The sequence below is a fragment of the Pseudoalteromonas sp. SG44-8 genome, assembly GCF_014164125.1.
Classification (GTDB): Bacteria; Pseudomonadota; Gammaproteobacteria; order Enterobacterales; family Alteromonadaceae; genus Pseudoalteromonas; species Pseudoalteromonas rhizosphaerae.
Genome location: NZ_JACJEQ010000003.1, coordinates 37813 through 50149, shown reverse-complemented (window position 1 = coordinate 50149; position 12337 = coordinate 37813). Strand labels below are relative to the sequence as shown.

Below are 12337 nucleotides of genomic sequence, written 5' to 3'. Positions count from 1 at the left end.
CACGTGGCTCGAGGAAGCATTTTTGACTACACATGATTTAACTAAAGCGTTAGCAGCGCTAGCCCCAGAACAGCATAAATACGCAATTAAAGGCATTCAACGCGGTATTGAAAGAGAAGCGTTGCGGATCAAGCCAAATGGTGTAATTTCACAGCAAGGTCATCCAAAAGGGGTTGGTTGTGCGTTAACTAACGGGCATATCACCACTGATTTTTCTGAGTCTTTATTGGAGTTTATAACACCCGTTAGTGAATCTGCTGAAGAAACGTTAAATCAGCTACAAGACTTACAAAAGTTTACCCTATCGCAGATGGGCGATGAATTATTATGGCCTATCAGTATGCCGTGTTTTATAGAACACCAAGATGACATTGTATTAGCTCAATTTGGTGATTCTAATATTGGACGCATGAAAACCTTGTACCGCGAAGGTCTTAAAAATCGTTATGGCAGCATGATGCAAGCGATTGCCGGTGTGCACTTTAATATATCGTTTCCAGAGTCATTTTGGCTGAGCTTACAAACGATTAAAGGCGATACTGGCTCATTACAAGAGTTTATTTCGGCCGGTTATTTAGGACTGATCCGTAACTTCAAGCGAGAACTATGGCTGATCAGTTATTTATTTGGAGCATCGCCAGCGCTGTGTAATTCATTTTTACAAGGGCGCAGTACGGATCTTCCTTTTAAAAAATTAGGTAAAGGTACGCTTTATCTTGAAGTGGGTACAGCTTTGCGCTTAGGTAATTTGGGTTATACCAACAGTGCTCAGTCATCACTAAAAGTACTGTATAACTCACTAGATGAATATGTAGCAGGATTAAAAAGTGCGATTCATTCACCGTCAGATATTTATGGTCAGCTTGCTGATTATAAAGATGCCCAGCCTAAACAATTGAATAAAAATGTATTGCAGATTGAAAACGAATTTTATTCGCCAATTCGTCCTAAGCGCAATGCTAAAAGTGGCGAAACACCGACCGACGCACTGTTACGTGGCGGTATTGAGTATATTGAAATCCGAGCTCTAGATGTAAATCCATTTGCAGCAACGGGAATTGATATTGAGCAAATTCATTTCCTAGATGTTTTTCTGACTTATTGCTTATTGAAAGATTCTCCAACAATGGATTGGGATTCGCAACAGCGGAGCACCGAAAATTTAGATACGGTTGTAAGCCAAGGTCGCGCTTTAGAAGTGATGTTAAACCGCTCTGGTAATTCATGCAGTCTAGCAACGTGGGGAGCAGAGATCTTCGCACAGTTACAACAAGTTGCAGCCTACATGGATAATGCTTACGGCGTTAGCTATTACAGCGAAACGATTACTCGATTAAGCCAATGGATAGCAGATCCTGAATTAACATACTCAGGGCGCTACGTTAGTCAACTGAAAGGGTCTGGTATTGATAATGGTTATTTTGCCTTATCGTTGGCAAAAAGTTACCAGCAACAACATCAAGATACGCCATATAAAGTGTATTCAGACAGCTATTTAAAACAACAAGCAGATCAGTCAGTTATTGCTGAACGCGAGTTGAAAGCCGCTGATAATCAAACATTTAATGCATTTTTAGATGATTATTTTGCCACTAAGTAAGTTTGTAGCTAAGTAAGCAGGCAAAAAAACGCAGCCCAAGTTGGCTGCGTAAAGATTCTTCAGGGATAAACAATGCTAAACTGCGCATTCATAAAATATGACTTATATTTTTATAAAAAGTTCAGCGAGCAACAAAAAAAATGAAAAATAGTTTAATTATTTTATCGCTGGGGGCTCTGTTAACTGGTTGCGCAACAGCCCCTCCAAAGCAACCTAATGATATATGTAAAATTTTTGAAGAAAAAAGCGATTGGTACTATGACGCAAAAGATGCCCAAGAAAAATGGGGCTCACCTAAACATGTACTAATGAGCATGATGTATCAAGAAAGCTCCTTTAAACACGATGCTGCACCGCCAATGGAATACTTTTTGTGGGTCATTCCCACAGGGCGAGCAAGTTCAGCTTACGGCTACTCACAAGCAAAAACTCCCACCTGGTCTGATTATATTCGTGAAACGGGTAATAGCGGCGCCGATCGCGATGATTTTGATGACGCTATCGACTTTATGGGCTGGTTTGTTTATAAAACTCATAAAGTTAATGGCATTTCGAAATGGGATGCCTACGCGCAATACCTAAATTACCACGAAGGCTGGGGCGGTTATAAACGCGGCACCTATAAAAATAAAAAGTGGTTAATGGCAGTGGCTAATAAAGTAAAAAATCGTGCAAGTCGCTATGCGGCTCAGCTTAAACGTTGTGAAGACGATTTAGATAAAGGGTGGTTAGAAAGGTTATTTAGCTGATCTGACAAGATTCAAGATTTTAAAAAGCCCGCACAGCGGGCTTTTTAGTATTAGTTTATTTCCCTGGGAATTGATGAATATGTACATCGCGCTGTGGGAATGGAATGGTAATATTTTCTTTATCGAAGGCAATTTTAACGCGTTCGTATAAACCAAAATACACTGGCCAGTAATTTTCAGAATCAACCCATGCCCAGACCAACATGCCGATATGGCTATCGCCATGCTGACTTACATGCACAACCGGTTGTTTTGCTTCATCTTTGAGTACTAACTCGTAGCTATTTAACACGCCCATTAGTACTTCTCGCGCTTTAAGCACATCATCACTGTAGCTAATACCAAACTCAATATCGACGCGGCGAGTTGGTTCTGCAAACTTGTTTTTTACACAGCCATTAGAAAGTGCACCATTTGGGATAATAATTTTTTCATTATCATAAGTGAGTAGTACGGTAACAAATATTTGAATTTCAACCACTTTACCCATATAGCCTTGGGCTTCAATGACATCACCAATTTTAAATGGTTTAAAAAATAAGATCAGCACACCACCGGCGAAATTCGCTAGGCTGCCTTGTAATGCCATACCGACCGCTAAGCCTGCAGCACCGAGCATAGCAATGAACGAGGTTGTTTCTATACCAATCATTGATGCGACTGAGATCAGTAATAGCAACTTTAAAATAACCGATAAGAAGGAGACCAAAAAATGACTTAATCCGGCTTCAAATTTTACCTTTGCCATTGATTTTTCAGCCATACTGGCAATACGGCCAACAAACCACCAACCAACAATTAAAACAAAGATTGCCAATAAAAATCGAGGGCCATAGGTCATTAGCATTTCAATCGCTTTGGTGTACAGGGTCTCGATAGAGATATCTTCCATTGCATTTTCCACATCTATAAAGTTACAAATATAATAGCCTAATAATTAACACTTTATAGAGAATAATGAACAAAAAATTTGTTGCGGGGATGAGCTGAGGGAGTAGAGTAACCATAGGTTACTCTACAGATATTGCTTATATTTTGCGCTTGTTCGCTTGAATGCGCACCAGTTTGATCATGTTCTCTTTTACTTCAACAACTTCAATCGGATAGCCTGCAATACGCAAACTCAAGTTGGCATCAGGAATGTCTTCTAAGTATTCGACAATTAAGCCACTTAATGTTTTCGGGCCATCAAGAGGGAACTCCCAATCCATTTCTTTGTTTAGATCGCGTACGTTAGCACCGCCATCAACTAAAAATGAGCCATCATCTTGTGACACAACTTCTTCACTTGGAGTACGTGTTTGCGTAGTGGTAAAGTCACCGACCACTTCTTCAAGAATATCTTCGAGGGTAACTAATCCTTGAATATCACCATATTCATCAACTACTAAACCGATACGCTCTTTTGATTGCTGAAATTTAAATAGCTGAGTATTGAGCGACGTACCTTCAGGAATAAAATAAATCTCACGAACTGCGCGAAGCAATGATGGTTTATCAAATTGCTCTTTCGTTAATAACCGCAGTGCATCCCGTGAGTGAATAAAGCCTACCGCATCATCAATTTGGTCACGATATAAAAGTACTCGCGTGTGTTGTGCATGGGTAAGCTGTTTACTAATTAGTTTCCAGTCATCATTGATATCAATGGCAACAATTTCGTTGCGCGGGATCATAATATCTTCGACAGTGACTTGCTCTAAATCTAAAATGGAGGTCAACATACTTTGGTGACGCGCGGGGATCAGCGCACCCGATTCATTCAGCACCGTTTTTAATTCTTCTTTACTCATGCTGTGCTCATCTATTTGTGCAGCACTAATACCAAATAGGCGTAATATGCCATTGGTCATCCAGTTAACGACGACGACAAATGGAAAGAGAATTTTTAGTAACCCTTTGAGTATCACCGAACTAGGAAAGGCAACTTTTTCAGGGTAAAGCGCAGCTAGCGTTTTAGGCGTTACTTCTGCAAATATAAGCACTACTAAAGTTAGTGCGCCAGTGGCAATAGCGATACCTAAATCACCATATAAACGAATACCGATAATGGTTGCAACCTGCGCGGCAGCAATATTCACCAAGTTATTACCGATGAGGATAAGGCCAATAAGTCTATCAGGACGGCTCAAAAGTTTGTTGACACGCTTTGCTGCGCGGTGATTTTCTTTAGCAAGGTGGCGTAAGCGGATTCTGTTAATTGACATAATGCCCGTTTCAGAACCAGAAAAATATGCAGAACAAAGTATGAGTATTCCAAGTATTATAAACAAAACACTTGTAGAGATGTCGTCCAAAGAAGGATCCTTTTTTATTTAACCAATGCGTATTAAGCGGGAGTGAGCTGCCTGAGTCAAGTTAAAACTTATTCAGGATCACCTCTTGCACAAAACGACTGCCAAAATAAGCCAGCGTTAAAACAAAAGCAGCAGCCATGATAGCTAGTACGACCGGTTTCCCACGCCAGCCTTGCTTTAAGTGACCAATTGTCACCGTTGCAAACATAGCCCAAGCAATTAATGATAAAACAGTTTTATGAATAAATTCACTAGCAAACATGCCATCAAGAAAAATAAAACCAGATAATAACGCTAAGGTTAACAAAACCGTGCCTAGCGTTAATAAGTGATATAGCTGGCGTTCAACCACCATTAATGGCGGTAAATGGCTATGCACAATCGCTAAGTCTTTTCGTTTTAAACGTTTATCAATAAAGTAAAACTGTACGCCATATAAAGTGGCAATAATTAACACACAGTATGCAAGCAGGGAAAGCGAAATATGAGTGACTAAACCTATTTCAACATCAATACTTTGCAATAAAATATGATGCGGGATAAATAAGCTGGCAATTGTTAGCAAAGCAGCAAAGCCATAGACAACAGGCAGTAATAATGTGGCAGGGAATTTTAATGACACCGTAGTGACAGAGACCACAATCACCCAGCAGGTTAATAGTGATACATTAACAATACTTAAATCTTGGCCATCGACGCGAAACACTGAATTCACCAGTAATAACATGTGCGCTAAAATTGCCACCGTGCTGAGGATAACCGTCAGCTTTTGGCTCGGACCTTGTTGGTGAAATAACCGAGACAGCACGTGAGACGTCGCGAAGATATAAAATAAACTGGCAATAATAGTTAAACTAATAATCAGCATAGTGCTTGGGCCACTCAATTTGAGTCAAATATTCCTTGTTAGAGTAAGGGCATTGTATTTTATAGTGAGGCAAATGCATAGAGTTTGTAAAAAGAAACTCAAACAGCTCACTTGAACACTGTATTGTGCGCCACCATTTACGGTATACTGTTTTTAATTAAAATTTTATTAATACTGATTATATGAAATCAGCGCTATTAATAGTAAGTGCTAAACTTGCGGCAATAACGTTGTTTGGGAAATTGGTATATCACGTTTGATCGGAACCTTTACATGTTTGAGAACCTCCAAGAACGATTAGGTAAAACCTTAAAGAATATCAGCGGCCGTGGACGCCTTACTGAAGACAATATAAAAGATACACTACGCGAAGTGCGTATGGCTTTTTTAGAAGCCGACGTCGCTTTACCCGTTGTTCGTGAGTTTGTTAAACAAGTTAAAGAGCGCGCGGTAGGTATTGAAGTAACTAAGAGCCTAAGTCCTGGGCAAGTGTTCATTAAAATCGTTCGCGAAGAGCTTGAAAAAGCCATGGGTGAAGCAAACGAAGAGTTGAGCCTAAACGCACAACCGCCAGCCGTTGTAATGATGGCGGGTCTGCAAGGTGCGGGTAAAACGACCAGTGTTGCTAAGCTTGCCAAATTTTTAAAAGAACGTAAAAAGAAATCAGTATTAGTAGTCAGTGCCGACGTTTATCGTCCTGCGGCTATTAAACAGTTGGAAACACTGGCCGATGAAGTAGGTGTTGAGTTTTTCCCAAGTGATATTTCACAACAGCCGGTTGATATTGCAAAGGCTGCTATTTCTCATGCGAAAAAGAAATTTATCGATGTTGTATTAGTTGATACCGCAGGTCGTTTGCATGTTGATAATGACATGATGGACGAGATTAAAAATCTTCATCATGCTATTAACCCAATCGAAACCTTGTTTGTGGTTGATGCCATGACAGGTCAAGATGCTGCCAATACTGCCAAAGCGTTTGATGAAGCATTACCTCTGACCGGTGTGATACTAACCAAGACTGATGGTGATGCGCGCGGTGGTGCTGCACTATCAATCCGTCATATTACCGGCAAACCTATTAAGTTTATGGGTGTTGGTGAGCGCACTGATGCGCTTGAGCCTTTCCATCCAGATCGTATCGCATCGCGTATACTTGGTATGGGGGATGTACTTTCATTGATCGAAGAAGTCGAAATGAAAGTCGATAAAGAGCAAGCTGCAAAAGTTGCTGAAAAAGTATTTAAAGGTGATGGATTTACTCTTGATGATTTTGCTGATCAATTAAAGCAAATGAAAAGCATGGGCGGCATGATGTCAATGCTTGATAAATTACCTGGTATGCAAAACCTGCCTGATGCAGTGAAAGGTCAGATGGGTGATAAAACCTTTATTCAGATGGAAGCGATCATCAGCTCAATGACGAAAAAAGAGCGTGCACGTCCAGAGATCATTAAAGGCTCTCGTAAAAAGCGTATTGCAGCGGGCTCTGGTACGCAAGTACAAGAGATCAATAAGCTGTTAAAACAGTTTACGCAGATGCAAAAAATGATGAAAAAAATGAAAGGTAAAGGCGGCATGATGAAAATGATGCGCGGCATGAAAGGCATGTTACCACCAGGAATGATGGGTGGCGGTGGCCCTAAATTTTAATGTTTTAACTGACGCCATGCTGATGTAGCGAGTCAGTTAACTAAAAAGAGAGGCAAATAGCCTCTTTTTTTGTAGATAAATTATGCGTTGAAAGTTCTATATAGCCTGATTTAACGCGTAGATCATAGTTTAATCAACTTAACAGTCATTTCGAGTCACTTCTTACTTGCATTGTTGCTAAAAACTCGTACAATTCCCCAGCTCCCCATACTGGGGAGTAAATCTTATTAATGAAAACAGTCAATCTATTTAGAGGACGGTATGGTAACTATTCGTTTGCAACGTGGTGGCGCTAAAAAACGCCCTTTCTATCAAATTGTGGTTGCGGATAGCCGTTTCTCGCGTGACGGTCGCTTCATCGAGAAAGTAGGCTTTTTTAACCCAATTGCTAGTGGTCAAGAAGAAAAAGTACGTTTAGATTTATCTCGTGTAGAACACTGGGTAGGTCAGGGCGCATCTCTTTCAGATCGCGTAAATAAGTTAGTTAAAGACGCTCGTAAAGCGGCTTAATAGGCGTAAGTGTAACCATGAGTCAAGAGAACACCTCATCAATAATTGTCGTAGGAAAGCTCGGTGCCCCATATGGTATAAAGGGCTGGCTTAAGGTACATTCATTTACTGATGATCCCATAGGGATCTTCGATTTCAGCCCGTGGTTGATAGGGCAGCAAGGTAAATGGCAGACCTTAGAAGTGGTCGACTGGCGTCGCCACAACAAAGGCTTTATCGCTAAATTTGCGCAAGTAAACGATCGAGACGAAGCAATGGCTTATACCCATGCAGAAATCTCAATGGATGCAGCGCAATTACCAGAACTCCCGCAAGGTGAGTTCTATTGGCGAGATCTCATTGGCATGTCTGTTGTAACCGATAAAGGTTATGACTTAGGCATAGTTGATGACCTGATGGAGACAGGCTCAAATGACGTATTGGTTGTGAAAGCAAACAATAAAGATGCATTTGGCCAAGCAGAGCGTTTAATTCCGTTTTTAACTGATTCAGTTATCAAAGAGATTAAGCACGATGTAAAAGAAATTACAGTAGACTGGGATCCTGGCTTTTAATGAGTCAAACGAGTTCGTTGTGGGTAGGGGTTATCAGCCTTTTCCCGGACATGTTTGATGCCATTACAACGCAAGGTGTAACTGGTCGAGCAGTAAAAAATGGTCTGATCGACTTTAACTGCTGGAACCCACGAGATTATGCTATTGATAAGCATAGGACCGTGGATGATCGTCCTTACGGGGGCGGTCCAGGTATGTTAATGATGGTTGAACCACTAAAGCAAGCCATTCTTGACGCCAAACAGGCGGCAGGCGATGGTGCAAAAGTAATTTATATGTCCCCGCAAGGGCGCAAATTAGATCAGCAAGGGGCAAGCGAACTCGCAAGCTCTAAAAAACTGATTTTAATTGCCGGTCGCTATGAAGGTATAGACGAGAGAATAATAGAATCATACGTTGACGAAGAATGGTCAATTGGTGATTTTATTTTGAGTGGTGGTGAACTACCAGCCATGACATTAATTGACGCAGTAGCGCGATTAGTGCCGGGCGTATTAGGACACAATCAGTCAGCAGAGCAAGACTCATTTTCGGATGGCTTGCTGGATTGTCCTCACTATACACGGCCAGAAACATTGGACGACAAACAGGTGCCTGCTGTATTACTCAGCGGAAACCACCAAGAGATAGCAAAATGGCGGCTGATGCAGTCATTAGGCAGAACTTGGTTACGCCGTCCTGACTTGTTGCATAACCTAGCTCTGACTGAGGAGCAAGCGGTATTACTCGCGAAATTTCAGCAAGAGTACCAAAAAGCTTGTGGCTAGAAGACAGTTACACCTAGGAAAGTGAGAAACATAATGGCAAAAGTAAACCAAAATATTATTAAAGCGCTTGAAGATGAGCAGCTTAAAACAGACGTACCTGCATTTGGCCCTGGTGATACAGTGGTTGTACAGGTAAAAGTAAAAGAAGGTGCTAAAGAGCGTCTACAGGCCTTTGAAGGTGTTGTAATCGCTAAGCGTAACCGTGGTCTTCACTCAGCATTCACAGTTCGTAAAATTTCGAACGGTGAAGGTGTTGAGCGTGTATTCCAAACGCACAGCCCTCTTATCGATAGCGTAGCAGTTAAGCGTCGCGGTGCAGTTCGCCGTGCGAAACTTTACTATCTACGTGAGCGTTCTGGTAAATCTGCACGTATTAGAGAAAAACTTAACTAATACGCGCTGTTTATCAACGCAAAAAAACGGGTTGCAACCTTCGGGCTGCAACCCGTTTTGGTTTTTAGAGATAGTAAGTTAGTTAGGGTAAAGTTATCGAATTAGAAGGCTAGTGAGGTTAAAGGGTAAAGTTAAAAGATTAAGATTGCTCAACGTTAAAGTGATCACCATAACTTGATTAGAGCACAGAGAGGTCCAGTAAAAAAATACCCATCCAAGAATTACTCATAAATCAAATACAACTCGGCCAACTTATAACTTATGGCTTAGTGCTTAAAACTCAAATCCCATTCTTTTGCTTATTTAGCCTTTTAACAACTAAGCGATCCTGTTAGTATTTATCGTATTGATTAGTTTACTTTTATGTAAATTTAAATGTACGAAATTGCAGTTTCTAAGGTGGTAGTCGCGTGGCGGATATAAAAGAGTTAGATAAGTTAAGAGAGGGGATCGATGAATGTGATGCCCAGTTGGTTGCACTGCTGGCTAGACGTAATAGTATTACCGAGCAGATCGGCGCAATCAAACAACAAACGGGTGCGTCACTGCATGCGCCTGATCGTGAAGCTACTTTATTAGCTGCTCGTCGCCAAGAAGCGATTAACCAAGGTGTTAATCCTGAATTGGTGGAAGATATCCTACGCCGTATGATGCGCGAAGCTTACCAAAATCAACAGGCTAAATTAGCATGTAGCGCGCCACAGTTATCACCTATTGTGATTGTTGGTGGTCAAGGCGCTATGGGGCAATTGTTTGCTCAGCAATTTATCCGCTCAGGGTATGAAGTTAGAATACTCGACAAAGAACAGCAAAGTAACGCGCAAGAAATATTAGCGGGTGCAAAACTGGTGATGATCAGTGTGCCAATTAATGCCTTAGAAACAGTGGTCACTGCCTTACCTAAGCTCGATGATGATTGTTTATTAGTTGATATTACTTCAGTTAAGCAAGCACCGTTAAAAGTATTAAAAGCAGTGCATAGCGGTCCTGTAGTCGGTTTACATCCAATGTTTGGTCCTGATATTTCTCATTGGGTAAAGCAAACAGTGGTGGTTTGCGAAGGCCGTAACCATGAGATTGCCCAAGGTTTATTATCGCAACTGCAAGTGTGGGGCTGTCAACTTGTTGAACTCGATGCGCAAAAGCACGATGAAGCTATGCAAATTATTCAGGTTATGCGCCATTTAACCACTTTTGTATACGGCCAGTTTTTAGCAAAACAAGGTCATACCCTCGAAGAGCTCCGCAGTTGTTCGTCACCGATTTACCAATTAGAGTTGATGATGGTAGGGCGCTTATTCGCACAATCACCAGAGCTTTATTCTGACATCATGCTAGCGCAATTTGATAACGTAGAGCCATTACTTGCACAATACCAAGACACGTTTGCAAGTACCTTGGCCAAATTAAAAGCGGGTGATAAGGCCGCTTTAATTGATTCATTTGCGGATGCAAAAGCATATTTTTCAGATGCTACTGCGCATTTCTTAACGCAAAGTCGCAGCCTGTTAAACAAAGCCAATGATGCGAAAGTACTTGATTGATAACCGCTGTGTGAAAAGTAGATAATGAAAAAGGGCTAATTTTAGCCCTTTTTTATATTTTACTTAGCGCTTAACTTTCTATATTCACAGCTTGCAGCGATTCACTTTGGTAACAGCCCAGTACGCGTACATATTGGGTGTGCTCTTTTAGCTCTTCTAAGGCTTGTTTAACATGGTTATCAACCAGGTTTGCTTCTAAATCCACATAAAATACTTCTTCCCACGGGTTGCCTGGGACTGGGCGTGATTCTAGTTTTACTAAGTTGATATTGTGTTCTTTGAAAATCATCAATGCATCAGCCAAAGAACCTGCTTGTTGCTTGGTTGCCATAATTAAACTGGTTTTAGTCGGGATCTGTTTTGATACATAAAGAGGCTTACGGGCAACCACAATAAAACGGCTATGATTTTCACGTTGATTCGCAAGGCCTGATTTAATTACTTCTAAACCCACATTTTTACCCGCTTGAGCTGAACCAATTGCTGCGCTATTAGGGGTATCTAATGCTAATTGCAGAGCGCTTGAGGTTGAATCGCAGGTTTCATGTTGAATATCACCTAAGCCTTGTAAAAAGCGACTACATTGAGCGAATGGTTGCGGGTGAGCAAAAATCTTACTGATCTGACTAAGCTCAGTACCCGGTGTGACCAGTAAACAATGTTCAACACTGTGGGTTACTTCACCAACGATGGAGACTTGTGCGTGTTGCAGTAAATCAAACACTTCGTTAATACTGCCTGAGCTGGTGTTTTCAATGGGTAATAAGCCAAAATCTGCTTGACCATTTTCAACTTTACCAGTGATCTGCTCAAAGCTAGAGCAGCCCATTTCAACAAGTTTACCTGGGCGACGGCTAAAATATTTATGACAAGCAAGTTGGCTGTATGAACCCTGACCACCTAAATAAGCAACACGGTGTGTTTCACTCATAGCATCTGGGTTTAAGTTCTTCTGTAACATGGCTTGTTGATTAAGTACTGAATCTTCTAAAATTGTTTGGAAAACGTTATTCACATAATAAGCGTCCAAACCAAGAGACTTACCATAACCGATGAGTTTCTCTAACAAGGCAAGTTCACGGGCCTCATCACGTATCGGTTTATTATTAGCAATCTTATATTCTACAACGCCGTGGCTAATACGGCGACGTTTTGCTAATAGCACTAATAGGTCAGAATCAATTTCATTGATATCGTGTCTAAGTGAATTAAGTACATCATTAGTCATTTTTGGGTTCCTCATTCCAAAAAATTACCTTTTGGGTAATAAAAACAAAAAAGCCTCCCAATTGGGAGGCTTTGCTATTCGGTTGATTTAATCTCGCAAACAGGTAAGCCTCTTCTATCTAAAGAAGCTAAAAAACGAAAAATGTAATTGCGAAAATATTATATTCATACTCTT

Annotated in this window: 12 protein-coding genes; 8 read left to right on the top strand and 4 right to left on the bottom strand. The window is 40.9% G+C overall.

The window, feature by feature from the left end; genetic code table 11:
* Window positions 1-22: 22 nt before the first annotated feature.
* Window positions 23-1600, top strand: coding sequence for a glutamate--cysteine ligase (gene gshA / locus H5163_RS03815; protein ID WP_145237209.1), 1578 nt, complete (start codon window positions 23-25; stop codon window positions 1598-1600).
* Between the two features lie 140 nt (window positions 1601-1740).
* Window positions 1741-2349, top strand: coding sequence for a hypothetical protein (locus tag H5163_RS03810; protein WP_145237206.1), 609 nt, complete (start codon window positions 1741-1743; stop codon window positions 2347-2349).
* Between the two features lie 55 nt (window positions 2350-2404).
* Here the strand turns inward: H5163_RS03810 and H5163_RS03805 are convergent, their stop codons facing one another.
* The 3 genes from H5163_RS03805 to H5163_RS03795 form a co-directional block, all read right to left on the bottom strand.
* Complete coding sequence (locus tag H5163_RS03805; protein WP_145237203.1) at window positions 2405-3241, bottom strand: mechanosensitive ion channel family protein; 837 nt, start codon at window positions 3239-3241, stop codon at window positions 2405-2407.
* Between the two features lie 136 nt (window positions 3242-3377).
* On the bottom strand, window positions 3378-4646 hold the full coding sequence (locus tag H5163_RS03800; protein ID WP_145237200.1) for an HlyC/CorC family transporter: 1269 nt from the start codon (window positions 4644-4646) through the stop codon (window positions 3378-3380).
* Between the two features lie 61 nt (window positions 4647-4707).
* Window positions 4708-5514 carry an inner membrane protein YpjD gene (locus H5163_RS03795; protein WP_182734397.1) on the bottom strand — a complete coding sequence of 269 codons (807 nt, stop codon included), beginning with the start codon at window positions 5512-5514 and terminating at the stop codon, window positions 4708-4710.
* 273 nt (window positions 5515-5787) lie between these two features.
* On the opposite strand from H5163_RS03795, the gene ffh reads away from it, so the two are divergent.
* From ffh to tyrA, 6 genes are all read left to right on the top strand, one after another.
* A complete protein-coding gene (ffh, locus tag H5163_RS03790; RefSeq protein ID WP_145237194.1) occupies window positions 5788-7167 on the top strand; it encodes a signal recognition particle protein in 1380 nt (459 codons plus the stop codon).
* A 261-nt stretch (window positions 7168-7428) separates the two neighbouring features.
* Window positions 7429-7677 carry a 30S ribosomal protein S16 gene (gene rpsP / locus H5163_RS03785; RefSeq protein WP_145237191.1) on the top strand — a complete coding sequence of 83 codons (249 nt, stop codon included), beginning with the start codon at window positions 7429-7431 and terminating at the stop codon, window positions 7675-7677.
* 17 nt (window positions 7678-7694) lie between these two features.
* On the top strand, window positions 7695-8231 hold the full coding sequence (rimM, locus tag H5163_RS03780) for a ribosome maturation factor RimM (RefSeq protein ID WP_145237188.1): 537 nt from the start codon (window positions 7695-7697) through the stop codon (window positions 8229-8231).
* Window positions 8231-8998 (top strand): tRNA (guanosine(37)-N1)-methyltransferase TrmD, encoded by a 768-nt coding sequence (trmD, locus tag H5163_RS03775; RefSeq protein ID WP_145237185.1) that lies wholly within the window; start codon window positions 8231-8233, stop codon window positions 8996-8998. Before rimM ends, trmD begins: the two co-directional genes overlap by 1 nt.
* 33 nt (window positions 8999-9031) lie before the next feature.
* The gene (gene rplS, locus H5163_RS03770) at window positions 9032-9391 is read left to right on the top strand and encodes a 50S ribosomal protein L19 (protein ID WP_002962189.1); all 360 of its coding nucleotides are present in this window, start codon (window positions 9032-9034) and stop codon (window positions 9389-9391) included.
* Window positions 9392-9801: 410 nt separating this feature from the next.
* Window positions 9802-10935, top strand: coding sequence for a bifunctional chorismate mutase/prephenate dehydrogenase (tyrA, locus tag H5163_RS03765; protein ID WP_182734395.1), 1134 nt, complete (start codon window positions 9802-9804; stop codon window positions 10933-10935).
* Between the two features lie 70 nt (window positions 10936-11005).
* On the opposite strand, the gene H5163_RS03760 is transcribed toward tyrA, so the two are convergent.
* Window positions 11006-12163 (bottom strand): chorismate mutase, encoded by a 1158-nt coding sequence (locus H5163_RS03760; RefSeq protein ID WP_145237178.1) that lies wholly within the window; start codon window positions 12161-12163, stop codon window positions 11006-11008.
* Window positions 12164-12337: the final 174 nt, after the last annotated feature.

Coding starts and splice junctions, on each gene's coding strand:
- rimM (WP_145237188.1), top strand. CDS start 7,695: ATGAGTCAAGAGAACACCTCATCAATAATTGTCGTAGGAAAGCTCGGT.
- H5163_RS03810 (WP_145237206.1), top strand. CDS start 1,741: ATGAAAAATAGTTTAATTATTTTATCGCTGGGGGCTCTGTTAACTGGT.
- ffh (WP_145237194.1), top strand. CDS start 5,788: ATGTTTGAGAACCTCCAAGAACGATTAGGTAAAACCTTAAAGAATATC.
- H5163_RS03760 (WP_145237178.1), bottom strand. CDS start 12,163: ATGACTAATGATGTACTTAATTCACTTAGACACGATATCAATGAAATT.
- H5163_RS03795 (WP_182734397.1), bottom strand. CDS start 5,514: ATGCTGATTATTAGTTTAACTATTATTGCCAGTTTATTTTATATCTTC.
- rplS (WP_002962189.1), top strand. CDS start 9,032: ATGGCAAAAGTAAACCAAAATATTATTAAAGCGCTTGAAGATGAGCAG.
- H5163_RS03805 (WP_145237203.1), bottom strand. CDS start 3,241: ATGGAAGATATCTCTATCGAGACCCTGTACACCAAAGCGATTGAAATG.
- trmD (WP_145237185.1), top strand. CDS start 8,231: ATGAGTCAAACGAGTTCGTTGTGGGTAGGGGTTATCAGCCTTTTCCCG.
- rpsP (WP_145237191.1), top strand. CDS start 7,429: ATGGTAACTATTCGTTTGCAACGTGGTGGCGCTAAAAAACGCCCTTTC.